Here is a 23,302-nt window from a genome sequence, read left to right on the forward strand (position 1 = left end):
GGGTGTTCGGGATGCATCATCCTGCAGGGCGGACGAGGATGGCCTGGCTTTCGCTGCTGAAGGTCACGGCGGCAGCCGATGGAGCAGCGGCGCAGTCGCCCGGGCGCAGCACATGCCCATCAAGTTCAAGTTCTCCGCGACGCGGCAGGATCAGCGTAGGGCCGGCATATTCGGCGAGCATGGCCGCATCGGGCACGCCTTCGAGGCGGTGGGCGGTGAAATAGCGCCCGCGTGCCAGCTCCACCGTTCCAGTCGGCTCCAGATGACGGTGGAGTGCGGCGGGATAGGGCGCCCCATTCGCCACCGCGACGCCCTTGTCGAGATGCAGCGTGCGCGGGCGGCCATAGTCGTAGAGGCGGTAGGTGATGTCGGAGTTCTGCTGGATCTCGATCAGGCTCACCCCGGCGCCGATCGCGTGGACGGTGCCCGCCGGAATGTAGAAGAAATCGCCGGTCTTGACCGGATGCCACACGAGCAGATCCTCGATGCTGCCATCGAGCGCGGCGGCGCGCATCGCCTCGGGGCCGATTTCCTCGCGAAAACCGATGCCGAGCGTCGCGCCGGGCTGCGCATCGATCACCAGCCAGCACTCTTCCTTGCCGGTATCGTATTCGCCGAGCGCCTTGGCCTGCTCATCATCGGGGTGGACCTGAATCGAGAGCCTATCGCTGGTGAAGATATATTTGACGAGCAGCGAATAGACCGCGTCGACGGGTTCGAACCAGATTTCGCCGATGCGCTTGCCATAGGGCGCCATGAAGGGGGCGGGCAGCTGGCTGCGCCCCCACGGCTTCTCTACCGTCCGCTCGGCCAGCACGGTCACTGGTTTACCGCGCCGGTCAACTTGCCGACCTTCTGGGCGCCATCCGCCGTGCAGACGAGCACTTCGCCCTTGTCGACCACGACGATCAGATTTTGCACGCCGATCACCGACACGCGCGGACCATCGCTATCGACGAGGACATTGGTGCAATCGACGAGTTCTGCCGGGCCGCGCACGCTGTTGCCATCCGTGTCGTGCTCCAGCGCGTCGCGCAAGGCCTGCCAGTTGCCGATATCGGACCACGCCATCGCGGCGGGCACCATCGCGGCGCGGGCAGTGTTTTCCATCACCGCATAATCCACCGATTCCCCGGCGATCAGGGCAAAGGCGGCAGCATTGGGATGGAACCGCGTGCCCTCTTCCCGCCCGCCCGCAACAGCGGCGCGCACGGCTTCGGCCAGCGCTGGGCGATGCTCAGCGAGCTCGGCCAGAAACGTACCGGCCCGGAACGCGAAGATGCCGCCGTTCCAGGCATAGCCGCCATCGGCCAGGAAGCTCATGGCTCGCTGGAGATCCGGCTTTTCGACGAACTGCGCGACGGCAAACCCGCTCGATCCGGGGATCGCTTCGCCGCGGCGCAAATAGCCGAACCCGGTTTCGGGCGCGGTGGCGGCGATGCCGAACGAGACCAACCAGCCTTGGCGCGCCAGCGCCGCCGCCTCATGCGCGGCGGCCTGGAACGCGGCGACATCGCCGATGTGGTGGTCGCTCGGGCAGACGAGCATCACCGCGTCTTCGGGCAGGCGCAGGGCGGCAAGGGCAATGGCCGCCGCGGTGTTCTTGCCCTCAGGCTCCACGATGACGCGGCTGTGCGCGGGATCGGGCAGCTGCGCCTCGACATGGTCCAGATGGGCCGCGCCGGTGACGACGATGGGCGCGCCGAACCCGGCCTGTGCAGGGCACCGCAGCACCGTCGCCTGAAACAGCGTGGTATCGCCGACGAGCGGCAGAAACGGTTTGGGGCATGCCTTGCGCGAGCGCGGCCAGAGGCGGGTGCCGCTGCCGCCGCACAGAACAACGGGAATGATAGCGTCCATCGGGTTCCTGTTTCGCGGCTCAACCCCAGGGTCAATCGCTGGCGCGCGGGCTTATGGCCATAAACTATGCGCAAGTCACTGCCATCCTGTTAAGTATCCGTCATGGGGCGAACCAGCGCTGTTGCCACCCGAATTCGGATGTAATCGGATTACCGGCACGGTCCGTCGCAGGGCGGAAGCGGAAGCGATCGGTGGCAAGACGGCAGGTGATGGCATCGGCTTCGGGGTCCGGACTGGCTTGGTGGATCCGGCAGCCATGGACACGGCCATCGGTGCCGACCGTGAGTACGACGATAACGCTCTTGCCCAGCCGAAGGTTGCGAGTGCGCGCGGAATAGTCGCGCGTGGCGGTGATATCGCCGGCAATCTTGACCGCGCGGCTGGCTCCGGACCCCGCGCCATCGCCATTGCCCCCACTGCCGGTGCCTGTGCCGTTCGCGCCGCCGCCGGTTCCGGCACCCGCGCTGGTTGCACCCGATCTGGTGGCATCCCCGGTCGAAGCGGCCGGGGCGGCGGTCATTGCCTTGTTCGGGATGCGGGCCGGCGGTGCGGCAATCGGCTTGGGCTTGGCGCGCCTCGCGGCGGCGCCTTCATCTCCGGCAGGTTCGGGTGTCGGCACGGGATTCGCGGGCGGCGGCGGCGGGGGTGGCGGATCGAGCGGTACGGAATAGGCCGCTGTTGCCGCATTCTGGATTATCGTGATCGCGCCGCTGGCAAGACCGGTGAAAATCGCGAAACCAAGGCCGACGTGGAGCACGGCAACGACAAGCAGCAGCCAGAGGCGCGTCCTGCGGCTCAGCGCGGGGCGATCGCTGAAGCGGGTGCTCGCCGGACCGGTTTTCATCACCGCCTACCTTAGGGGAAGCGGAGCCGCTTCGGAATCCCCTCGGCGATGAACTCAATCGGCGAGAAAGCTGTCTTCCCGCGCCAGCGAAACGAGCCGCAAACCGTGCGCTGCCGCCTGCTGCGCCGCCAATGTGGAAGCGGCGGAAATCGTGACGAGGAGCGGGCAGCCGGCGATCACCGCCTTTTGCACCAGTTCGAAGCTGCACCGCGCGGTCAGCACGATGAAGCCCTCCCCCGCCGCGAGTCCAGCCTGGGCCATCGCGCCGAGCAGCTTGTCGAATGCGTTGTGGCGGCCGACATCTTCGCGCACCAGCCGCACCGTGCCATCGGGATCGCAAAACGCAGCGGCGTGCACGGCGCGGGTGGCGCGGCCAAGCGGCTGGAGATCGGGCAGCGCGGCAACGGCGCGGAAGATCGCGGCATCGTCGACATCGAGCCGCGCGGTGACAGGTGGCAACGGGCGCAGCACCTGCTCGAGGCTCTCGATCCCGCAGAGGCCGCAGCTGCCTTCGGAGAGGCGCAGGCGGGCGCGCTCCATCAGCGGGGCGGCATCATCGGCGGTGAGCTGGATCCGCAGCATCCAGCCGCCTGCGGGGACTTCGCTCGCCTCTGCAGAAATGAACTGCGCGGGCGAGGCAATCAGCTGTTCAGACAGGCAATAGCCCAGCGCGTAGTCGGCAAGGTCTGCAGGGGTGGCCATCATCACCGCATAGCCGAGACCGTTGATCTCGATGGCGACAGGCGCCTCGATCGCCAGCAGGCGTTCCCTTGGCGTGGGCGCACGGCCATCGGCGAAATGCTCGGCGAAGGTGTGCGAGACGGCTGCGTTAGTTGGCATGCGCGGCGAGCCGTTCCAGCGCCGCGCGGGCCACCGGATCAAGCGCCGCGCCTTCGGGGCCGTCCATCACGGCGAACACATCGGCCTTCATCCGCACCGACCAGAAGGCATGGATGTGATCGGCGATCATCGCCACGGGATCGGGCTCGTGCGTGACGTTCCGCGCGATCTGGTTGGCCATGTAGACCAGCTTCTCGGTGGTATGCGCGCTCATTCCGCCGGCTCCATCGCCCCTTCGTGGCCCTTGATGCGGCGCGAGCGAGAGGCCTGCGCCTCGTATTCCTCCTGCCAGTCGGTCGGGCCGTTCGAAGGGGTGATCTGCACCGCGGTCACCTTGTATTCGGGGCAATTGGTGGCCCAGTCCGAATAGTCGGTGGTGACGACGTTGGCCTGCGTCGCGGGGTGGTGGAACGTGGTGTAGACAACGCCCGGGGCGACGCGGTCGGTGACCGTGGCGCGCAGGGTCGTTTCGCCAGAGCGGCTGGCAAGGCGCACCCAATCGCCCGACTTGATGCCCCGGTTCTCGGCGTCGGTCGGGTGGATTTCGAGGAGGTCTTCCTCGTGCCACACGACATTGGCGGTGCGGCGGGTCTGCGCGCCGACGTTGTACTGGCTGAGGATGCGGCCTGTGGTGAGCAGTAGTGGGAAGCGCGGGCCGGTGCGTTCGTCAGTCGGCACATAGTCCGTCACCACGAACTTGCCCTTGCCGCGCACGAAGCCATCGATGTGCATGATCGGGCTGCCATCGGGCGCGGCGTCATTCACCGGCCACTGCAGCGAGCCTTCGGCATCGAGCCGCGCGAAGCTGACGCCGGCGAAGGTCGGCGTGAGGCGGGCGATCTCGTCCATGATCTCGCGCGGGTGGGTGTAGGCCCAATCGAGGCCCATCGCCTGCGCGAGGAGCTGGGTGATCTGCCAGTCCTCGTAGCCATTCTTGGGCTCCATCACCTTGCGCACCGGCTGGATGCGGCGTTCGGCATTGGTGAAGGTGCCGTTCTTCTCGAGGAACGTGGAGCCCGGCAGGAACACGTGCGCGTAGTTGGCGGTCTCGTTGAGGAACAGATCCTGCACGATCACGCATTCCATCGCGGCGAGGCCTGCCGCCACGTGCTTGGTATCAGGGTCGGACTGGAGGATGTCCTCGCCCTGGATGTAGATCGCCTTGAACAGGCCGTCGGTTGCGGCATCGAGCATGTTGGGGATGCGCAGGCCCGGTTCGGGATCGATCGGCACGCCCCATTCCGCCTCGAACAGCGCGCGCGCGCCTGCGTCCGAAACGTGGCGGTAGCCCGAGAGCTCGTGAGGGAAGCTGCCCATGTCGCAGGCGCCCTGCACGTTGTTCTGACCGCGCAGCGGGTTCACGCCGACGCCGCGGCGGCCAATGTTGCCCGTCGCCATGGCGAGGTTGGCGATGGCCATGACGGTGGACGAGCCCTGGCTGTGCTCGGTGACGCCGAGGCCGTAGTAGATCGCACCGTTGCCGCCGGTGGCGAACAGGCGCGCCGCGCCGCGCAGGTCTGCTGCCGGAACACCGGTGACGGGTTCGAGGAATTCCGGGCTGTTGCGCTCAAGGCTGACGAAATCCGCCCAGTGGCGGTACTCTTCCCAGTCGCAGCGTTCGCGCACGAAGGCCTCATCGGCGAGGCCTTCGGTAACGATCACGTGGGCGAGCGCGGTCAGCACCGCGACGTTGGTGCCCGGGCGCAGCGGCAGGTGGAAATCGGCGCTGATATGCGGGCTGCGGACGAGATCAGTGCGGCGCGGATCGATCACGATCAGCTTCGCACCCTGCCGGAGGCGGCGCTTCATCCGGCTGGCGAAAACAGGGTGGCCGTCGGTGGGGTTCGCGCCGATCACGAGGATGACGTCGCTGTCCTCGACCGAATCGAAATCCTGCGTGCCCGCCGAAGTGCCGAACGTGGTCTTGAGGCCGTAGCCCGTTGGCGAGTGGCAGACACGCGCGCAAGTATCGACGTTGTTGGTGCCGAAGCCGGCGCGGACGAGCTTCTGGACGAGGAAGGTTTCCTCGTTGGTGCAGCGGCTGGAGGTGATGCCGCCCAGCGCGTTGCGGCCGTACTTGGCGGAAATGCGCTTAAGCTCACTTGCGGTGTGGGCGATGGCTTCGTCCCAGGTGACCTCGCGCCACGGCTCGTCGATCGACGAGCGGATCATCGGCGAAAGAATGCGTTCCTGATGCTGGGCATAGCCCCACGCGAAGCGGCCCTTGACGCAGGAGTGGCCGCGATTGGCCTTGCCGTCCTTCCACGGCACCATCCGCACCACTTCCTCGCCGCGCGTTTCGGCGCGGAAGGTGCAGCCGACGCCGCAATAGGCGCAGGTGGTGACCACGGCGCGCTCGGGCTTGCCGATTTCCTTGACCGCCTTTTCCTGCAGTGTCGCGGTGGGGCAGGCCTGCACGCAGGCGCCGCAGGAGACGCATTCGGAGGAGAGGAAGCTGTCGGACGCCAGCCCCGCGCTCACCTTGCTGCCGAAGCCGCGGCTTTCGATGGTGAGCGCGAGGGTGCCCTGAACTTCATCGCAGGCGCGCACGCAGCGCGAGCAGACGATGCACTTCGACGGATCGAAGTCGAAGTAGGGGTTCGAGATGTCCATCGTCTGGGCGAGGTGGTTCTCCCCCTCATAGCCATAGCGCACATCGCGCAGGCCCACGGCGGCGGCCTGATCCTGCAGTTCGCAATCGTTGTTGGCGCTGCAGGTGAGGCAATCGAGCGGGTGGTCGGAAATGTAGAGCTCCATCACACCGCGCCGCAGCTTTTCGAGCTTCTTGGTCTGGGTGTGGACCTTCATGCCATCCGCCACGAGCGTGGTGCAGCTGGCCGGAGTGCCGCGCATCCCGTCGATCTCCACGAGGCAGAGGCGGCAGGAGCCGAACTGCTTGACGCTGTCGGTCGCGCAGAGCTTGGGGATCGAGCCGCCCGAGAGCGCGGCGGCGCGCATCACGGTGGTGCCGGGCGCGACGGAGACTTCGCGGCCATCGATATTGAGCGTGACGGTCGCCGCGCCGCGGACTTCAGGCGTGCCGAAATCGGGCTGCGGGCGATAGGTTTCGCGTTCAACGTCCATCGTGGTGCTCCTGCGCGGCGACGAGATCTTCGCGCGTGTTGATATTAGCGGTCTTGGCCGAGAGATTCACGGGCCTTGCGCCGATCATTTCGGCAAAGGCGCGCATCGAATGCTTGGCATCGGCGGCGAGGAAGGCATCGAGCGCAGGCGCGGCGCTGGCGGGCCAGAGGCCGATGACGGGCTGGTCCGCGACATAGGCGGGCGCGGGGGCGAGCTCGGCCAAGGTATCGGGCGCAAGGCCGCCGCAATCGACGCCGCAGGTGAGGACTTCGCTATAGCCATGCACATCGGCGTAGTGGAGCGCAGCGCTGATCCCGCCGAGGGGCCCCATTCCGGCGCGCGGGCGATCGGCAACCTCGCCGCGACCGACGACAATAACGGCGTCGCACTGCGCTTCGAGCGAGGCTACCGCGCGGGCAAGCAAGGTTTGCCCGCCCAGCGCGGCCAGCGCCTTGTCGCTGCCGAAGCGCGAGGACTGGCCGCCAGCAAGGACCGCGCCGAGGATCATGATAGTGCCCACATCCCACGCTCTTCGTCACCCTGAACTTGTTTCAGGGTCCATCGCGCCGCAATCGCCGAGTTTTGCGGTGAGGAACCAAGGGGCCGTCTTGGCAAGTAAACAGCGGGCCTCCGAGCAAACCGAGGGATGGATGCTGAAACAAGTTCAGCATGACGGGTGTTTTGAGGGAAGGTCAGGTTCGTCACTCAGCCGCTTCCTGCGACGGCGCGGGCATGCCGAAATCTTCCGGCCAGTGCTTGAGCGCGGAGAGGACCGGGTAGGGCGTAAAGCCGCCCAGCGCGCAGAGCGAGCCGAACTTCATCGTCTCGCAGAGGTCTTCAAGCAGTTCGATTTCATCGCCCAACGTGCGCGGGGCCTTGCGGGCGTTGTGCATCTGGGGGAGCGTTTCGACCTTGTCGGCCTGCCGCCCGGTGCGGGCGCGGATGCGGTCGATCAGTTCGACGCCGCGCGTGGAGCCGATGCGGCAGGGGGTGCACTTGCCGCAGCTTTCGGCGGCGCAGAAGCTCATTGCGAAGCGGGCCTGCGCGCTCATGTCGGCCGTCTCGTCGAACACCGTCAGCCCGGCGTGGCCGATCAGGCCATCGGCGGCGGCGAAGGCTTCGTAATCGAACGGCAGGTGGAAATCGGCGGGGGGATGGTAGGCCCCGAGCGGGCCGCCGACCTGCACCGCGCGGACCGGGCGGCCCGAGGCGGTGCCGCCGCCGATCTCGTTCACCAGTTCGCCGAGCGTGACGCCGAAGCCGACTTCGAACAGGCCGCCGTGCTTGACGTTGCCCGCGAGCTGGATCGGCATGGTGCCGCGCGAACGGCCGAAACCGACTTCCGCATAGGCCGCGCCGCCGTTCGCCATGATCCACGGCACGGCGGCGAGGGTCAGGACGTTGTTCACCACGGTGGGCTTGCCGAACAGGCCTTCCAGCGCGGGGAGCGGCGGCTTGGCGCGGACTTCGCCGCGCTTGCCTTCAAGGCTGTTGAGCAGCGAGGTTTCCTCGCCGCAGACATAGGCGCCTGCGCCGACGCGGACTTCAACCTCGAACGGGGCGATGTGCGGGACGGCGAGCGCAATCGCGGCATTCAGCTTGGCGATGGCATGCGGATATTCGCTGCGGACGTAGATATAGCCCTTGCATGCGCCGACCGCGTGGCCGGCGATGGCCATGCCCTCGATCAGCATGAAGGGATCGCCTTCCATCACCATGCGGTCGGCGAAGGTGGCGCTGTCGCCCTCGTCGGCATTGCAGACGATGTACTTCACCGGGCCGGCTGCCTTGGCGACGGTGGTCCACTTGATGCCCGCCGGGAAGCCCGCACCGCCGCGGCCGCGCAGACCGGACTGGGTGACTTCGGCAATGGTCGCTTCGGGGCCGAGTTCGCGGGCGCGCTTCAGGCCAGCCCAGCCGCCGGTTGCGGCGTAGTCTTCAAGGCTCAAGGGCCGCGTCTTGCCGGCGCGGGCGAAGGTGAAGCGCTGCTGGCGGGCGATGAAGGGGTGCTCGGCAATCGTGCCGATGGCCTTGCCGCTGGTGCCTGCGAGGACACTGGCCACATCATCCGGGGTCAGCGGGCCAAAGCCCATCCTGCCATTGGGCCCGTCGATCTCGGCCAGCGGCTCCAGCCAGTGCATGCCCCAGCTGGACACGCGCTCGATGGTGCAACCGGCCTTGGCAAACGCGGCGGCGACGGCATTGGCGCCGCAGGCCAGCGCGGCGGCGTCATCCGAGATGCGGACCACAGTCATGCGAGGCTCTCCACCAGCGCGCCAAGCCGGGCGGCGTCGAGCCGGGCGTGGACTTCATGGCCGATCATCGCGGCGGGGCCGACGCTGCACAGGCCGAGGCAGTAGACCGTCTCCACCTTCACGCGCGGGTTGTCCGGCAGCGCGGCGGCGAGCGCTTCGACGCCGCGCGCCTGGCACGATTCGGCGCGGCAGAGCTTGAGGACCGGGCGGGTTTCCGGCTCTTCGTGGAAATCGTGATAGAAACTGACGACGCCGTGCACTTCCGCCCGCGTGAGGTTCAGCGCCTGCGCGATGTGGCGGATGGCGCTTTCCGAAACATGGCCGAACGCGGCTTGCACATCGTGCAGGATCGGCAGCAGCGCACCTTCGCGCCCGGCGTGGGCGGCAAGGATGCCATCGAGCTCGTCTTGGTCTGTCATGATGAAATGCCTTGGGAATTGCCGCAGGAAGGTCAAATCGAATTATGGTATGATTGATAGATAAAGTCTATCAAGGCCATGGCTGCAAACCCGCTGCTTCAAGCACGCGCGCCGCTGCCAGTGCCGCGCGGGCCATCGGGCCGAGGGGATCGCGGTTGACCACCACCAGCCCTACCTTGCGCGCATCCTCAGGCTCGTCGAACGGGAGGAAGCGCGCCCATTCCACGCCTGCCATGAGCCGGGCGTAGCCATCGGGCACAATTGTCGCGAAGGCGCCCGAATGGACCAACGCGAAGAGTGCAAAATGGCTGTCAGCCGTGGCGCACGGCGTGGCGGCGAGGCCCCGCGCGGCGAGGCGGTCATCAAGGATCCGGCGATACTGCATGCCCTGGTGGAGCAGGCACAAGTCCTGCGCGCAGGCCTCTTCCCACGTCACCGCTTCATGCCCGTCAAACCCGCCCCCGCGCGCCGCAAGGAAAACGTAGCGCTCGGCATAGAGCGGCACCGACAGCACGTTCGCTGGCGGTTCGTGATCGAGATAGGTGAGGCCAGCATCGACCTCGAAGGCGTGGAGCCCATGCTCGATCGCGCGCGATGTGGCCGAGCGGACGGACAGCGTGATGCCGGGGTTCTGCGCGAGCAGCGCCTCTCCAAGGAGGCCGACCAGCGGCAGCGCGGCGGGGATCGCGGCGAGGCCGAACTCACCCTTGAGCGGCGCGGCGGTGGCCGCCACCGCGCTGGCCATGCCGCTCACCGCGCCGAGGATCTGTTCGGCCCATGGGAGCATCGCCTCGCCATGCTGGGTCAGGCCGATGAAGCGGCGGTCGCGTTCCACCAGCCGCCGACCGAACTCGGCTTCCAGCGCGTTGAGCCCAGCGGAAAGCGTAGGCTGCGAGATTCCGCAGGCCGCCGCCGCCTTGGCAAAATGCTGCTCCCGCGCGAGCGTGACGAAGTAGCGCAAATGGCGCAGTTGCATCGGCTGGCGATCTCCTCTGAGAGAGAGCGCCTATCACACTTTGCCGCCCGCGTCAGGCGGCGGAGGCCCCCATATAGCCGAGATACCACTTCACGAAGGCAGCCACGCCTTCCTTCACCGTGGTCGCAGGCTTGTAGCCCAGCTCCCGCTCGAGGTCCGAGACATCGGCGAAAGTGTCCGGCACGTCGCCCGGCTGCAGCGGGAGGAGATTGCGGATGGCCTTCTTGCCGAGCGCTTCTTCCAGCGCCTCGATATATTCGGTCAGCTTCACCGGGCTGTTGTTGCCGATGTTGTAGATCCGGTAGGGCGCGTTGCTCGTCGCCGGATCGGGCTTGCGGGCATCCCACGCCGGGTTCGGCTGCGCCGGATGGTCGCAGGCGCGGATCACGCCTTCGACGATATCGCTCACGAACGTGAAATCGCGCGTGTGGTTGCCATAGTTGAACACATTGATCGGCTCGCCCGCGATGATGTTCTTGGCAAACAGGAACAGCGCCATATCAGGCCGGCCCCACGGTCCGTAGACGGTGAAGAAGCGCAGGCCCGTGGTCGGCAAGCGGTAGAGATGGCTGTAGCTGTGCGCCATCAGCTCGTTCGCCTTCTTGGTGGCGGCGTAGAATTGCAGCGGGTGATCGACGCCGACATGCTCGCTGAACGGCATCGCCTGATTGGCGCCGTAGACGCTGCTGGTCGAGGCGTAGACCAGATGCTCGACCCCGCCGTGGCGGCAGGCTTCGAGGATATTGGTGAAGCCGATGATGTTGCTCTCGACATAGGCGTGCGGGTTCTCGATCGAGTAACGCACCCCGGCCTGCGCGGCGAGGTTGATGACGCGGCGGATATCGTTCGCGGCGAAGGTCTGCTCGACCACTGCGCGATCAGCCAGATTGCCGCGCACGAACGTGTAGGACGCGTTGGTGCGGCGCGCGGTCTCTTCCAGGATGGCGAGGCGCGCCTCCTTGATCGCCGGATCGTAGTAATCGTTGACGACATCGAGCCCCACGACGTCGTCCCCGCGTTCGAGCAGGGTCTTGGCGGTGTGGAAGCCGATGAAGCCGGCGTTGCCGGTTACGAGGATTGCCATGTCATTCTCCGGCGCTGGGTGCCGCGCGTGTTCTCGAAGCCGCTTAGAGGCTCCAGTAGCGGATGTCTTCGCGCAGGGCCTGGGGCGCCAGCGCCGACTTCACGTCGATCAGGACGCCGCCGGGCATGACCATATCCTGAATCGCATCGACGCCCATCTGTGCATAGTGATCGTGCGAGACCGCGTAGATCAGCAGGTCGAGCCCCGCGAAGGCCTCTAGCGGCGAAAGCTCGATCCCGAATTCGTGGCGCGTGGCATCCGGATGGGCGAGCGGATCGTGGACCAGCGGCTGGATGCCGAATTCGCAGAGCTCGCGGTAGATATCCTCCACCTTGGAATTGCGGATGTCAGGCACGTTTTCCTTAAAGGTGAGCCCGAGGATGCCGATGCGCGCATCCTTCAGCGGATGGCCGGATGCCGCCAGCATCTTCACCGCGCGCTGGGCGATGTAGCTGCCCATGCTATCGTTGATGCGGCGCCCGGAAAGGATCACTTCGGGGTGATAGCCCATCTGCTCCGCCTTGGCGGTGAGGTAGTAGGGATCGACGCCGATGCAGTGCCCGCCGACGAGGCCGGGGTAGAACTTGAGGAAGTTCCACTTGGTACCCGCCGCCGCCAGCACTTCCTTGGTGCGGATGCCGACGAGATCGCAGATCTTCGAAATCTCGTTCATCAAAGCGATGTTGATGTCGCGCTGGGTGTTCTCGATGACCTTCGCGGCTTCCGCGACCTTGATCGAGGAGGCGCGGTGGATGCCGGCGTGGATGATCGAGCCGTAGAGCTCCGCCAGCGTATCGAGCGTTTCGGCATCCTGCCCGGCGACCACTTTGACGATGGCTTCGATCGGATGGGCCTTGTCGCCCGGATTGATGCGCTCGGGGCTGTAGCCGAGCTTGAAGCCCTCCCCGCTCTTGAGACCCGAGGCCGCCTCGATCACCGGTGCGCAGACTTCCTCGGTCGCGCCGGGATAGACGGTGCTTTCGAACACGATGATCGTGCCCGGCGAAATGATCCGGCCGATTGCCGCGCAGGAAGCGGTGATATTGGAGAAATCGGGGCGGCGGCTTTCGTCCACCGGGGTCGGCAGGGTGACGATCAGGATGTTGCAATCCCGCAGGTCTTCGATCGACGACGTGATGGCGAGAGTGGAGGCCTTGAGTTCCTCGGGCGAAATCTCGTTGGTATAGTCGTGCCCCGCGCGCAAGGTGCCGACGCGGTGCTCGCTCACGTCGAAGCCGATCACATCATGCTTGCGGGCGAACGAGACAGCGAGCGGCAGGCCGACATAGCCAAGCCCGATCACACCGATTTTGCCGAACGCCTTCATACCTGAACAACCTGCCTTATGCGCTTGGCCGCACGAACGCTGCTTCGTCCGCGTTTGCCGACCGATGCCGGGCGCCGGTCGCGCCCCGCCAAACCGCGCTCCTGTTAGCATTGGGGGTGTGAAAAAATTCCAAAGAGCGCTTCAGCCGGCCCACCTGAGCACTGCCCAGTTTCCAGTTGTGAAATATCCGGCTGCATTTTCGGGGAAGGCAGGGCGGCACAACTCGGCTAGTGGCAAGTGCCTGATTCCTTTCCCCGACCTACCCGACGGAGTGTTTCATGACCGATGCCGCGACCATCCCTGCCCGCGAGGCTGCCGGCACCGCCGCCCCTATCGCGCAGGCCCTCGAAGGGGTGCGCAACGATTGGTCGCGGGCAGAGATCGCCGCGCTGTTCGACCTGCCGTTTACCGAACTGCTGTTCCGCGCCGCCGAAGTTCACCGCCGCCATCACCGGCCGGATGAAGTGCAGCTCTGCACGCTGCTTTCGATCAAGACCGGCGGCTGCCCGGAAGATTGCGGCTACTGCTCGCAATCGGTGAAGGCGGACAGCGGGGTCGAGGCGACCAAGCTGATGGAAGTGCAGTCCGTGCTGCAATCGGCCGCGCAGGCCCGCGATGCCGGTTCCAAGCGCTTCTGCATGGGCGCTGCCTGGCGCAATCCCAAGGACCGCGACATGCCCGCGATCATCGCGATGGTGAAGGGCGTGCGCGAAATGGGCATGGAAACCTGCATGACGCTGGGCATGCTGAGCGAGCAGCAGGCAGCGCAGCTCGCCGAGGCTGGGCTCGATTACTACAACCACAACATCGACACATCGCCCGAACGCTACGGCGAGATCATCACCACGCGCACTTTTGAAGAGCGCATCGACACGCTCTCGCGGGTCCGCGAGGCAGGGATCAACGTCTGCTCGGGCGGGATCGTCGGCATGGGCGAAACGCGCAGCGACCGCGTGGGCTTCATCCATGCGCTGGCGACGCTGGAGCGCCATCCGGAGAGCGTGCCGGTAAACGCGCTGGTGCCGATCAAGGGCACCGTGCTGGGCAACATGCTGGCCGATACCCCGCTCGCCAAGATCGACGACATCGAGTTCGTGCGGACCGTGGCGGCGGCGCGGATCACCATGCCGCGTTCGATGGTGCGGCTCTCGGCAGGGCGCGAATCGATGTCGGAGGCCACGCAGGCGCTGTGCTTCATGGCGGGCGCGAACTCGATCTTCACCGGCGACCGGCTGCTCACCGCCGCCAATGCAGGCGACGATGCCGATGCGGCGCTGTTCGCCCGGCTCGGCCTGAAGCCGATGGAAGCGGAAGAACCGATGCGCGCGGACAAGCGAGGCGGCAGCGGCTGCTGACGCTGGCCAGCCGATGACCATGTGGCAAGCGCACCGCGCTGATCTGGAGGGTCTATCCGCGCGCGACCGGCGGCGGCAGCTGATCCTGCGGCAGGGCCGGGACTTCTCATCGAACGACTATCTCGGCATGGCGCGAGCACCCCGGCTCGCCCGCGCGGTGGAGCAGGCCATCGCCCGCGGCGTGCCGATGGGTTCGGGTGGATCGCGGCTGCTGCGCGGCAACGATCCCGAACACGAAGCGCTGGAAGCCGATGCCGCGCGGTTCTTCGGCTCGGAAAGCGCGCTATTCCTCTCCTCGGGCTATGCCGCCAACGTGGCGCTGCTGGCGACCCTGCCCCAGCGCGGCGACCTTGTGGTCCACGATGCGCTGATCCACGCCTCGATGCACGAAGGGCTGGCGTTGACCCGAGCAGACAAGGCCGGTGCAGCCCACAACGATGTGGCCAGCTTCGCTGACGCGATTGCCGGATGGCGCAAGGCGGGCGGCAAGGGGCGCGTATGGCTTGCCTTCGAAAGCCTCTATTCGATGGACGGCGATCGCGCGCCGCTGGCGGACCTCGCCGCGCTGGCCGAGCAGCACGAGGCCGTGATGCTGATCGACGAGGCGCATGCCACCGGCGTGTTCGGACCCGATGGCCGCGGCCTCGCCGCCGCGCTCGACGGGCGCGCGGATACGGTCGTGCTGCGCACCTGCGGCAAGGCACTGGGCTGCGAAGGTGCGCTGATCTGCGGCCCCGCCGTTGTCCGCGACTTCCTCGTCAACCGGGGGCGCCCCTTCATCTTCTCGACCGCTCCCTCGCCCCTCATGGCTGCTGCCGTGCGCGAGGCCTTGCGCATGCTGGCCGACGAGCCCGAGCGCCGCACCGGGCTGATGGCTCTGGCCGCCCATGCCGAGGCGCTGCTGGCGCCGCTCGGTGCGGAAGTGACCGGCACGCAGATCATGCCGCTGATCCTTGGCGATGAAGCGCGCACGATGGCCGTTGCCGCGCATCTGCAGGAGGCGGGCTTCGACGTGCGCGGCATCCGCCCGCCCACCGTTGCCCCCGGCACCAGCCGCCTGCGGATTTCACTGACACGAAACGTCATGCTGGAGGATATTGACGCACTGGCCGGGGCCTTGGCAAAGGCGCTGGCATGAGTGCGTTTGTTGTGACCGGAACCGATACCGGCATTGGCAAGACGGTGTTTTCAGCGGCGCTGACGGGCGCGCTGGGCGCCCATTACTGGAAACCGGTGCAGTCCGGCCTTGCGGACGGCGCGGACAAGGACAGCGTTGCGGCGCTCGCCGCGCTGCCTGCTGAGCGGATCGTCCCCGAAGCCTATCGCCTGACCGAGCCGCTTTCCCCGCACCGCGCGGCGGAACTCGACCTCGTGACGATCGATCCTGACTTGCTGACCCTGCCAGAGGTGCGCCCGCTGGTGGTCGAAGGCGCAGGCGGCGCGCTCGTACCGCTGACGCGCGAAGTGACCTATGCCGATGTCTTCGCCCAATGGGGCCTGCTGACGATCATCGTCGCGCGCACCGCGCTCGGCACGATCAACCACAGCCTGCTGACCATCGAGGCGCTGCGCGCACGGCGCGTGCCGATCCACGGCGTCGCCTTCGTCGGCGAGGCGAACGAGGACAACGAGGCGACCATCTGCGAGATGGGCCAGGTCCGCCGTCTCGGCCGTCTGCCGCAGCTGCCCTCGCTCACCTCGCAGGCGCTGGCCACCGCCTTCGCGCAGGGTTTCAACCTCGAAGACTTCACATGAGCGGTTCCGCCGTCTGGCACCCGTTTACCCAGCACGGGCTGGGCGATCCGGTGCCGCTGGTGACCCATGCGCAGGGTGCCGCGCTCTACACCGCTGACGGGCGGCGGGTGATCGATGCGATTTCGTCGTGGTGGGTGACGACGCACGGCCATTGCCACCCGCGCATCGTCGAAGCGATCCGCGCGCAGGCCGGTGCGCTCGACCAGCTGATATTCGCGGGGTGGACCCATGCGCCCGCCGAACGCGTCGCTGCCGGGCTGACCGCGATGATGCCCGAGGAACTGACGCGGGTGTTCTTCTCGGACAGCGGCTCGACCTCGGTCGAAGTCGCGCTGAAGATGGCGCTGGGGTACTGGGCGCACACCGGACAGCCGCGCGGGCGCATTCTGGTGCTGGAGCACAGCTATCATGGCGATACCATCGGCGCGATGTCGGTGGGCGAGCGCGGCGTGTTCAATGCGCCTTACGAGCCGCTGCTGTTCGATGTGGGGACAATTCCCTTCCCGGTGGGCGACGGCGCAAACACGCTGGAGGCGCTGGAAGCGGCCTGCCGCGAGGCACCGGCGGCGTTCATCGTCGAACCGCTGGTGCTCGGCGCGGGGGGCATGCTGATGTACCCGCCCGCGCTCCTCAGCGCGATGGCCGAGATCTGCCGCCGCCATGAAGTGCTGCTGATCACTGATGAAGTGATGACCGGCTGGGGCCGCACCGGCACCCTGCTCGCCTGCGAACAGGCCGGGGTGGTGCCCGATATCCTGTGCATTGCGAAGGGCCTTACCGGCGGTTCGATGCCGCTCGCGGTGACGATGGCGCGCGAGGAAATCTTCATGGCGCACTGGTCGACCGACCGCGCGAAGATGTTCTTCCACTCCTCGAGCTACACCGCGAATCCCATCGCCTGCGCAGCAGCGGCGGCGAACATCGCGATCTGGCAGGAGGAGCCGGTGCTGGACCGGCTGGCGGACCTAGGCACGCGGCAGCAGGCGCTGCTCGATCGGCTCGCCAAGCTGCCCGGTGTTGGCGCCACACGCCGCTGCGGGACAATCGCCGCGCTGGATCTGGAGGTGCCGGACGGCGGCTACATGTCCTCGCTCGCCCCGCGCCTGCTCACCCTGTTCCGCGAGGCGGATGTGCTGCTGCGCCCGCTGGGCAACACGATCTACGTGATGCCACCCTATTGCATCGACGATGCCGATCTCACCCGGATCGGCGACGTGATCGAAATGGCCGTCCGCGCTGTCCTTCCCTAAGGGCAAACCCTGAGGCGTTCGGCGAGACTGGCGCAACACACAAAAATGGCCGCTTAAGTGAATCCGCTGGGAACGCATTAAGGCGCGTTCGGCACATCCTTGCCGCGTCCCCTTGCTGGAGAGCGTGCCATGGTCCGCCGTGCCTTGATCGATCCCATTCGCGATGCTGCAAGCGAGGTGCGCCCGGCGCTGCGCATTGCGGTGCTGGTTGCCATGCTGGCCGCCTGCGGGCCTGCGCACTTACAGCACACGGCGGAAGTCACCTCGCCCATCGGAACCGCGCAGGCCGCTGGGGCAGCCGAGCAGGCCAAGCTGCCGCCGATGGTGCTGGGCGTGCAGACCCATTTCAGCCAGGGCTGGACCGCTTCAACGCTGGCGCAGGCGCAGCAGGTCGGTGCGCCGATGCTGCGCGATTCGCTGCCCTGGGCCGATACCGAGAAGGTGCGCGGCAGCTACAGCCTGAACACCCCCGCCGCGCAGGCGCTGGCGGCGGCCTGTGCAGGCGGGCAGCGCCTGCTGCTGACCGCCGTGCCGACCAATCCGCTCTATGACGGCGGCGGGTGGGTTTCGAGCCCGGCGGGCAATGCTGCCTTTGCCGCCTACCTCGCGGCGCTGGCGGATCGCTTCGGCCCCTGCCTCGCCGCGATCGAAGTGGGCAACGAGATCAACGGTTCCGGCACGCTGGCATATGCAGCCGGGACGGACCGCGCCGCCGCCTATGTCGCAACGCTGAAGGCCGTTCGCGCGCGGATCGGCGGGCGTGCCGCGATCCTTGGCGGATCGACCAACATGATCGGCACCGGCTTCCTCAAGACTCTGTTCGCCGCCGGAATGCTCCCCACCGTCGACGGGATCGCGGTGCACCCCTATCGCCTCCGCGCCGAAGGGCTCGACGTGGAAATGGCGCAGCTGAATGCCGCAATGGATGCCGCGGGCAAGCGCGTACCGATCTGGGTCAGTGAGTTCAGCGTAGACAGCCGCAACCAGCCGCTCGCGGCGGGCGAACTCGTCAAGCAGGCGACCATGCTTGCCGCGAGCGGCGCGGCGCAGGCCAGTTGGTATGCGCTGATCGACCAGCGTTGGTTCCCCAACATGGGGCTCTATGCCGGCACTTCGGCCAAGGCGCAGGCGGGGGCATACCGCCTGATGCAGCAATTGCTCGCGCGCGGGCGGCCGCAACGGCTCGATCTCGGGGATCCGCTGCTGTTCGCCTATCGCTTCGGGGCGGACACCACCGTTGTGTGGGGCGCACCCCGCGCGCTCACGGTGCAGGGCGGCGAAGTGCGCGATGCAAGGGGTGCACCCGCGCCGACATTCGGCATCAGCGAGAGCCCGCTGGTCATCACCGGCACCACCGCGATCCGCTTTGGCGCATCGACGTGGATCGCCGATACGCTGATGGGCTGGGGCACGCCGCAGTGGCGCTATGCCGCGCGGCTCAAGGCCGATACGAGCTACCGGCTGCCGCTGTTCGACGACCAGTTCACCAGCTATTTCGGCGACCGCTGGTATCGCCCGCTGCGGATCAACACCACCTCCGCCGCGCCGGGCGGCACCGCGGCGGCCCCGATCCGCGCGGTCTGGCGTTATGTCGCGCCGGGGGCGCAGGCAATCGACATCGGCGGCTGCTTTGCCAAGGCGGCAGCGGGCGACGGGGTGGACCTGACCGTGACTGCGGCGGGCAAGGTGCTCTGGCGCGGGGTGCTCACCGGGCAGCTGCAACTGCCGCCGCTCAGCGCCAGCCTCGCCGCCGGTGATGCGGTGGAACTTATCGCCGGGCCGAACCAGACGGCAGGCGGGGACTCGTTCAACCTGCGGATGATCCTGTTCAAGCGCGGGGCGAGCGAGCCTGTGGGTTGCCCGGACTGATCAGGCTGGAGAAAGCGGCGGGAGCCGGCGCGCGGTGAGGATCTTTACTGGCGCTTCCAGCATCTGCCCGCGCATCGAGCCTTCGCCCAATGTCTGCGAGATCGGCGCTTCCCAGATCTTGCGCACCACATCCATGCCCGCCGCCACCTTGCCGAACACGGCATAACCGGCCTGCCCATCCGGATCGGCCGAGGCGGGGTTCGCGTCGAGACTGGTGAGATCCGAAAGCATGATCGAGAAATCCGCCGTGGCCGTGCCCGGCGCATTGCGGGCCATGGAGATTGCGCCCGCCACGTGGCTCAGCCCGGTCTGGCTCGTCGGTTCGTGCGCGATGGGCGGGAACAGGCGGCGCGGATCGCGCAGGCCGCCTTGCAGCAGGCCGTTGGGCTGGTCTCCCCAGGCCAGATGCATCGCGCGGTAGAAGCTGATCCCGTCGAACCGCTTCGTATCGACATAGTGCAGGAAATTGGCGGTGCTGATCGGCGCATGGGCACCATCGAGCGCGAGTTCGATCGTGCCGAGTTCGGTCGTCAGCAGCACACGCTCCACAGCAGCGAGCGGCGGTGGGGGCGGGGGCAGCGTTGGAGTCGCCCGGACGGCGGGCGCCCGCTTTTTCGGCGCGGCGGCAACGAGCAGCGAAGCGAGCGGAAGCGCGGCGAGGACGAATCGGCGGTTCATCATGGGCTACCATTAACCTTCAAGGCGCGCGGCGAGGCAAGGCTCTCCGTCCCGCGAGGTCCGAAATGGCGTGAATCGCTCCTCCGGTACCGCTCGTACCGCGTCTTGGCGCGATTCTAACGGCCCTGCCGCCAGATGGAGCAACCCCAAAACGACACCACGGTCCGTCCATTCAGACGGCGGGCCAGCCATTCATGACGCCAAACAAAAGGACCCACCATGATGAAGACTGCCAAGACCCTGGCCCTCGGGCTCTTCGCTGCCGCATGCGTTGCCGGCCCCGCCCACGCCCAGTCGGTTGATTGGATCCGTCAGGTCACCCGCACCATCGCCTCCAAGCAGACCTACCCCAAGGCCGCGCAGGCCCGCGGCGAGGAAGGCACCGCCAAGGTGAAGATCTATGTCGCTGCTTCGGGTGCGGTGGAGCGCGCCGAACTGGTTACGCCTTCGGGCTCCACTTCGCTCGACCGCGAGGCGCTGGCCCTGCCGAGCCGGACCGGCTCGGTGCCGCCCCCGCCGGGCGGTGCGACTTCGGTGACCGTGCCGATCACCTGGAAGCTGCTGTAATCGCGTACCGAACAAGTTGACGACCGGAGCCACAGAGCCCTCGGCCGAGGAAGGGGCGGAGCAATCCGTCCCTTCTTTTTTGCGATCAATCGACCGCCAGATCGCCTTCGCCAAAGAAGGTCTTCAGCGCGGATAGGCCGCGATGGATGTTGACCTTGATGAGCGCTTCCGACTGCCCGGTCATCGCGGCGGCTTCGCGAACGGAGAAGCCCTGCAGCTTGACCAGCCGGATGGCGTCAGCCTGCGGACGGCGCAGCCGATCGAACAGCCGCGCCATCACGATGCCGCTCAGCGAGGCGCTTTCGTGGCTCGCAACGCCGTGCAACCCCTCGTCGAGCTCTTCGGTGCGATTGCGCCCAGCGCTGCGCAGGCAGTCGACGCCCTTGAAGCGCGCAATCGCGGCAAGCCAGGGCAGGAACGGACGGCCCGGTTCGAACGTGGCGCGCTTCAGGTGCAGCGCGGTGAGCGCTTCCTGCACGGCATCATCGACCATTTCGGGGGAAAGGCGGCGGGCGAAGTAGCGGCGGAGCCAGCGGCCCGCCTCTTCCAGCAGGCGGCGATAGGCGGCGGCATCACCGGCAAGGCTGGCGTCCATGGCGGCTTCCCAATCGTAGCCGGTGCCCCTGCGCGAACCGGTTGCGGCGTGCCGGACGGTCTCCAGTTGGCTTGCCATGCTTTCCTCCTTTGCCTCTAAATGCACCAACAGTGCCCGAGCGGCGGCAATCGGGCCACGCACCAGCCGGTTATATTATCAATGCATGGCGGGAATGAGTGCGGTCAAAGTATTGTTATATATGGTTAAACTCTGACATCTCGATGCGCTTTCGGTGCAATGCAGGGGCCAGTTCTAGGGTCGCGTCCGTCAAGGTGGTGTAATTTCGGCTGTGGCCGTGGGCCATCGTCAGGCGGCTTTGGCGGTGATGTGTAGGGGCTGATTTTCCTCCTCGATCATGGGTTGGTTGAGTTCGGCCATGCCTTCGATCTGCATGTATCGGTGCTGGAGCTGCCACTCGTCGTTCTGCTCCATCAGCACAGCCCCGACGAGGCGGATGATGCTGTCTTCGTTCGGGAAGATTCCGACGACGTCGGCGCGGCGCTTGACCTCCTTGTTGAGCCGCTCGAGCGGATTGGTTGAGTGTAACTTCGTGCGGTGCCGCATGTTGCCCCTGCTGCTTGGCGACCGGCGCCACGCCGGGTAGCGCGCGCCCCGCCGCATCGGTGCAGGCCGCCGTATCGCCGATCACGAACACGTGGGGATCGCCGTCCGGATGCAAGTCCGCGCCGACCGGCACGCGGCCAGCCCGATCGGCCTTGCAGCCCAGCCACTGGGCGGCCCGGCTCGCCATGACGCCCGCTGCCCAGATCGTGGTACCGGCGCAGATCCGTTCGCCGTCGACGACAACGCCCTCGGCATCGATGGCCGTGACGTCCGCTTCGAAGCGCACCTCGACACCCAGTTCCATGATCCCCTTGCGCGCCTTTTCCGAGAGGGCGGGCGGGAAGGATTGCAGCAGCCGGTCACCGCGCTGCAAAAGCAGGATGCGCGAACAGTGCGGGGTGATGTGGCGGAAATCCATGCTCACCGATTGGCGCGCCAGTTCGGCGATGGCACCGGCCATCTCGACCCCGGTGGGGCCGCCGCCGATCACCACGAAAGTGAGCAGCGCCTTGCGCCGCGCCTCGTCGGTTTCGGTTTCCGCGCGCTCGAGCGCCAGCAGCACGCGGCGGCGGATGGCGGTCGCATCGTCGATGGTCTTGACCCCGGGCGCAAACGGCGCCCAGTCCTCCCGCCCGAAATAGCTGTGCGTGGCGCCAGTCGCGAGGATCAGCCAGTCGTAGGCCAACGGCTCGCCATCGCCGAGGATGACGTGGCGGCTTGCCTGATCGACGCCGTAGACCCGATCGAGCAGTACGCGCACGTTCTTCTGCTGCGCGAGGATGGCCCGGATCGAACCGGCAATGTCGGCCGGTGACAGGCCGGCGGTCGCCACCTGATAGAGCAGCGGCTGGAACAGGTGGTGATTGCGCTTGTCGATCAGCGTCACGTCGACCGGCGCACCGGCAAGGGCTTTCGCCGCAGCCAGCCCGCCAAAACCGCCGCCGACGATCACGACATGGGGACGCCTGCCCCCGATTGCGGCGTCGCCGCCTGCTTCACCAACCATCGCATAGCTCCCACACTGCTTGGACGGCGGTTCGCGGGAGCCAGACGGTTCGTTACACGGCTTCAGGGCGTACGGAGCAATGGGTCTGCAGCGAAGGCGGCAATGAGGTGATCGGCCAGCGCCCGCACGCGCGCGGCGATATAGCGCCCGGCCGGCATGACGAGGTGGATCGGCATATCCGCCGGGGGATGATCGGGCAGCACTTCGACGAGGCGGCCAGCGGCAAGATCATCCTCGAACAGCCAGCGCGCATTGACCGCGATACCGATGCCCGCCAGCGCGGCAACGCGCAGGGCATCGGGGCTATCGGCACGGAACGTCCCGCTGACTTCGACCTGCGTATCGTTGCCGAGCACCCATTTGTTGCCGGTCGCCAGCAGCGCATAGCTGAGGCAATTGTGGGCCTGAAGATCCGACGGCTGATGGGGCACGCCATACTCGTCGAGATAGGCGGGCGATGCCACCATCACGCGGCGGGCAACGCCGATACGGCGCGCAATCGCGCGGCTGTCTCCGATCGCGCCGACGCGGATCGCGAAATCGAGATTGTCCGACACGAGATTGAGCGCGTGATCGGACAGCCTGAGATCGATTTCGATGCGCGGCTGCAGGCGCTGGAAATCCGCCAGCATCGGGATCACGCGCGACTGCGCAAGCGTGAGCGGTGCGGTCAATCGCACCTGCCCGCCAAGCGCGCCGTGGAGGCCCACTGACGCTGCGGCCTCGTCGATTGCCGCGAGCGCGCGCAGCGCTGCTTCGTAGTAGGCTTGGCCTTCGCTCGTGAGCGCAATCGAGCGCGTGGTGCGCTTGAGCAGGGCGGCGCCGAGGTGGCGCTCCAGCGCGCTGACCTGGCGCGAGACGGTCGATTGCGGCAATTCGAGACGCGCTGCGGCGCGGCTGAAACTTGCCGCATCCGCCACGGTGATGAACGTGCGCATCCAGCCGGTGATATCGGTCACGCCGCTGTCCTGCCC

Annotated in this window: 21 protein-coding genes and 2 pseudogenes; 6 read left to right on the plus strand and 17 right to left on the minus strand. The window is 67.0% G+C overall.

Annotated features, from left to right (window positions below; translation table 11 throughout):
* Positions 1–16: 16 nt before the first annotated feature.
* From NSE01_RS16730 to NSE01_RS16785, 12 genes are all read right to left on the minus strand, one after another.
* Positions 17–823, minus strand: a complete 807-nt coding sequence (locus NSE01_RS16730) for a class I mannose-6-phosphate isomerase (RefSeq protein WP_147160788.1) — start codon at positions 821–823, stop codon at positions 17–19.
* Positions 820–1,860 (minus strand): mannose-1-phosphate guanylyltransferase, encoded by a 1,041-nt coding sequence (locus NSE01_RS16735; protein ID WP_147160789.1) that lies wholly within the window; start codon positions 1,858–1,860, stop codon positions 820–822. The genes NSE01_RS16730 and NSE01_RS16735 overlap by 4 nt, the downstream gene beginning before the upstream one ends.
* A gap of 100 nt (positions 1,861–1,960) precedes the next feature.
* A complete protein-coding gene (locus tag NSE01_RS16740; protein ID WP_147160790.1) occupies positions 1,961–2,704 on the minus strand; it encodes an energy transducer TonB in 744 nt (247 codons plus the stop codon).
* A gap of 54 nt (positions 2,705–2,758) precedes the next feature.
* The gene (gene fdhD / locus NSE01_RS16745; protein ID WP_147160791.1) at positions 2,759–3,544 is read right to left on the minus strand and encodes a formate dehydrogenase accessory sulfurtransferase FdhD; all 786 of its coding nucleotides are present in this window, start codon (positions 3,542–3,544) and stop codon (positions 2,759–2,761) included.
* Positions 3,534–3,758: a formate dehydrogenase subunit delta gene (locus tag NSE01_RS16750; protein ID WP_147160792.1), complete on the minus strand. Its 225-nt coding sequence runs from the start codon at positions 3,756–3,758 to the stop codon at positions 3,534–3,536. The genes fdhD and NSE01_RS16750 overlap by 11 nt, the downstream gene beginning before the upstream one ends.
* Positions 3,755–6,628, minus strand: coding sequence for a formate dehydrogenase subunit alpha (gene fdhF / locus NSE01_RS16755; protein ID WP_147160793.1), 2,874 nt, complete (start codon positions 6,626–6,628; stop codon positions 3,755–3,757). Before fdhF ends, NSE01_RS16750 begins: the two co-directional genes overlap by 4 nt.
* Positions 6,618–7,148, minus strand: coding sequence for a molybdenum cofactor guanylyltransferase (gene mobA / locus NSE01_RS16760; RefSeq protein WP_307725995.1), 531 nt, complete (start codon positions 7,146–7,148; stop codon positions 6,618–6,620). The genes fdhF and mobA overlap by 11 nt, the downstream gene beginning before the upstream one ends.
* 181 nt (positions 7,149–7,329) lie before the next feature.
* Positions 7,330–8,883 (minus strand): NADH-ubiquinone oxidoreductase-F iron-sulfur binding region domain-containing protein, encoded by a 1,554-nt coding sequence (locus NSE01_RS16765; RefSeq protein ID WP_147160794.1) that lies wholly within the window; start codon positions 8,881–8,883, stop codon positions 7,330–7,332.
* A complete protein-coding gene (locus tag NSE01_RS16770) occupies positions 8,880–9,302 on the minus strand; it encodes an NAD(P)H-dependent oxidoreductase subunit E (RefSeq protein WP_147160795.1) in 423 nt (140 codons plus the stop codon). The genes NSE01_RS16765 and NSE01_RS16770 overlap by 4 nt, the downstream gene beginning before the upstream one ends.
* Positions 9,303–9,372: 70 nt before the next feature.
* Positions 9,373–10,278 (minus strand): LysR family transcriptional regulator, encoded by a 906-nt coding sequence (locus NSE01_RS16775; protein WP_147160796.1) that lies wholly within the window; start codon positions 10,276–10,278, stop codon positions 9,373–9,375.
* A 52-nt stretch (positions 10,279–10,330) separates the two neighbouring features.
* The gene (locus NSE01_RS16780) at positions 10,331–11,362 is read right to left on the minus strand and encodes an NAD-dependent epimerase (RefSeq protein ID WP_147160797.1); all 1,032 of its coding nucleotides are present in this window, start codon (positions 11,360–11,362) and stop codon (positions 10,331–10,333) included.
* 43 nt (positions 11,363–11,405) lie between these two features.
* Positions 11,406–12,689 carry a nucleotide sugar dehydrogenase gene (locus NSE01_RS16785; protein ID WP_147160798.1) on the minus strand — a complete coding sequence of 428 codons (1,284 nt, stop codon included), beginning with the start codon at positions 12,687–12,689 and terminating at the stop codon, positions 11,406–11,408.
* 278 nt (positions 12,690–12,967) lie between these two features.
* On the opposite strand from NSE01_RS16785, the gene bioB reads away from it, so the two are divergent.
* From bioB to NSE01_RS16810, 5 genes are all read left to right on the plus strand, one after another.
* Positions 12,968–14,044 carry a biotin synthase BioB gene (gene bioB, locus NSE01_RS16790; RefSeq protein WP_147160799.1) on the plus strand — a complete coding sequence of 359 codons (1,077 nt, stop codon included), beginning with the start codon at positions 12,968–12,970 and terminating at the stop codon, positions 14,042–14,044.
* A gap of 13 nt (positions 14,045–14,057) precedes the next feature.
* Positions 14,058–15,182, plus strand: a complete 1,125-nt coding sequence (locus NSE01_RS16795; protein WP_147160800.1) for an 8-amino-7-oxononanoate synthase — start codon at positions 14,058–14,060, stop codon at positions 15,180–15,182.
* The gene (gene bioD, locus NSE01_RS16800; RefSeq protein WP_147160801.1) at positions 15,179–15,799 is read left to right on the plus strand and encodes a dethiobiotin synthase; all 621 of its coding nucleotides are present in this window, start codon (positions 15,179–15,181) and stop codon (positions 15,797–15,799) included. The genes NSE01_RS16795 and bioD overlap by 4 nt, the downstream gene beginning before the upstream one ends.
* Positions 15,796–17,049, plus strand: coding sequence for an adenosylmethionine--8-amino-7-oxononanoate transaminase (locus NSE01_RS16805; protein ID WP_147160802.1), 1,254 nt, complete (start codon positions 15,796–15,798; stop codon positions 17,047–17,049). The genes bioD and NSE01_RS16805 overlap by 4 nt, the downstream gene beginning before the upstream one ends.
* Positions 17,050–17,178: 129 nt before the next feature.
* On the plus strand, positions 17,179–18,918 hold the full coding sequence (locus NSE01_RS16810) for a glycoside hydrolase family protein (RefSeq protein WP_147160803.1): 1,740 nt from the start codon (positions 17,179–17,181) through the stop codon (positions 18,916–18,918).
* Here the strand turns inward: NSE01_RS16810 and NSE01_RS16815 are convergent, their stop codons facing one another.
* Positions 18,919–19,596: a peptidylprolyl isomerase gene (locus tag NSE01_RS16815; RefSeq protein ID WP_371863226.1), complete on the minus strand. Its 678-nt coding sequence runs from the start codon at positions 19,594–19,596 to the stop codon at positions 18,919–18,921. It abuts the gene before it with no gap.
* A 222-nt stretch (positions 19,597–19,818) separates the two neighbouring features.
* Between NSE01_RS16815 and NSE01_RS16820 the strand changes: the two genes are divergently transcribed.
* Positions 19,819–20,163, plus strand: a complete 345-nt coding sequence (locus tag NSE01_RS16820) for an energy transducer TonB (protein WP_147160805.1) — start codon at positions 19,819–19,821, stop codon at positions 20,161–20,163.
* Positions 20,164–20,248: 85 nt separating this feature from the next.
* Here the strand turns inward: NSE01_RS16820 and NSE01_RS16825 are convergent, their stop codons facing one another.
* The 4 genes and pseudogenes from NSE01_RS16825 to NSE01_RS16840 form a co-directional block, all read right to left on the minus strand.
* Positions 20,249–20,836, minus strand: coding sequence for a sigma-70 family RNA polymerase sigma factor (locus NSE01_RS16825; protein ID WP_307725996.1), 588 nt, complete (start codon positions 20,834–20,836; stop codon positions 20,249–20,251).
* A 228-nt stretch (positions 20,837–21,064) separates the two neighbouring features.
* Positions 21,065–21,319 (minus strand): annotated as a pseudogene (locus tag NSE01_RS16830) (transposase); the annotation flags it as partial.
* Between the two features lie 19 nt (positions 21,320–21,338).
* A pseudogene (locus NSE01_RS16835) lies at positions 21,339–22,328 on the minus strand (NAD(P)/FAD-dependent oxidoreductase); the annotation flags it as partial.
* 62 nt (positions 22,329–22,390) lie between these two features.
* Positions 22,391–23,287: a LysR family transcriptional regulator gene (locus NSE01_RS16840; protein ID WP_147160806.1), complete on the minus strand. Its 897-nt coding sequence runs from the start codon at positions 23,285–23,287 to the stop codon at positions 22,391–22,393.
* Between the last annotated feature and the right edge of the window lie 15 nt (positions 23,288–23,302).

Origin of the sequence: Novosphingobium sediminis (assembly GCF_007991615.1) — a bacterium.
GTDB lineage: Bacteria > Pseudomonadota > Alphaproteobacteria > Sphingomonadales > Sphingomonadaceae > Novosphingobium > Novosphingobium sediminis.

Excerpts from the sequence above, each read along its gene's own strand:
- NSE01_RS16765 (WP_147160794.1), bottom strand. The coding sequence starts at position 8,883 with ATGACTGTGGTCCGCATCTCGGATGACGCCGCCGCGCTGGCCTGCGGC.
- bioB (WP_147160799.1), top strand. The coding sequence starts at position 12,968 with ATGACCGATGCCGCGACCATCCCTGCCCGCGAGGCTGCCGGCACCGCC.
- NSE01_RS16735 (WP_147160789.1), bottom strand. The coding sequence starts at position 1,860 with ATGGACGCTATCATTCCCGTTGTTCTGTGCGGCGGCAGCGGCACCCGC.
- NSE01_RS16825 (WP_307725996.1), bottom strand. The coding sequence starts at position 20,836 with ATGGCAAGCCAACTGGAGACCGTCCGGCACGCCGCAACCGGTTCGCGC.
- NSE01_RS16795 (WP_147160800.1), top strand. The coding sequence starts at position 14,058 with ATGACCATGTGGCAAGCGCACCGCGCTGATCTGGAGGGTCTATCCGCG.
- NSE01_RS16785 (WP_147160798.1), bottom strand. The coding sequence starts at position 12,689 with ATGAAGGCGTTCGGCAAAATCGGTGTGATCGGGCTTGGCTATGTCGGC.
- NSE01_RS16780 (WP_147160797.1), bottom strand. The coding sequence starts at position 11,362 with ATGGCAATCCTCGTAACCGGCAACGCCGGCTTCATCGGCTTCCACACC.
- fdhF (WP_147160793.1), bottom strand. The coding sequence starts at position 6,628 with ATGGACGTTGAACGCGAAACCTATCGCCCGCAGCCCGATTTCGGCACG.
- NSE01_RS16740 (WP_147160790.1), bottom strand. The coding sequence starts at position 2,704 with ATGAAAACCGGTCCGGCGAGCACCCGCTTCAGCGATCGCCCCGCGCTG.
- fdhD (WP_147160791.1), bottom strand. The coding sequence starts at position 3,544 with ATGCCAACTAACGCAGCCGTCTCGCACACCTTCGCCGAGCATTTCGCC.
- NSE01_RS16770 (WP_147160795.1), bottom strand. The coding sequence starts at position 9,302 with ATGACAGACCAAGACGAGCTCGATGGCATCCTTGCCGCCCACGCCGGG.
- NSE01_RS16815 (WP_371863226.1), bottom strand. The coding sequence starts at position 19,596 with ATGAACCGCCGATTCGTCCTCGCCGCGCTTCCGCTCGCTTCGCTGCTC.
- bioD (WP_147160801.1), top strand. The coding sequence starts at position 15,179 with ATGAGTGCGTTTGTTGTGACCGGAACCGATACCGGCATTGGCAAGACG.
- NSE01_RS16750 (WP_147160792.1), bottom strand. The coding sequence starts at position 3,758 with ATGAGCGCGCATACCACCGAGAAGCTGGTCTACATGGCCAACCAGATC.
- NSE01_RS16805 (WP_147160802.1), top strand. The coding sequence starts at position 15,796 with ATGAGCGGTTCCGCCGTCTGGCACCCGTTTACCCAGCACGGGCTGGGC.
- NSE01_RS16820 (WP_147160805.1), top strand. The coding sequence starts at position 19,819 with ATGAAGACTGCCAAGACCCTGGCCCTCGGGCTCTTCGCTGCCGCATGC.
- NSE01_RS16775 (WP_147160796.1), bottom strand. The coding sequence starts at position 10,278 with ATGCAACTGCGCCATTTGCGCTACTTCGTCACGCTCGCGCGGGAGCAG.
- NSE01_RS16810 (WP_147160803.1), top strand. The coding sequence starts at position 17,179 with ATGGTCCGCCGTGCCTTGATCGATCCCATTCGCGATGCTGCAAGCGAG.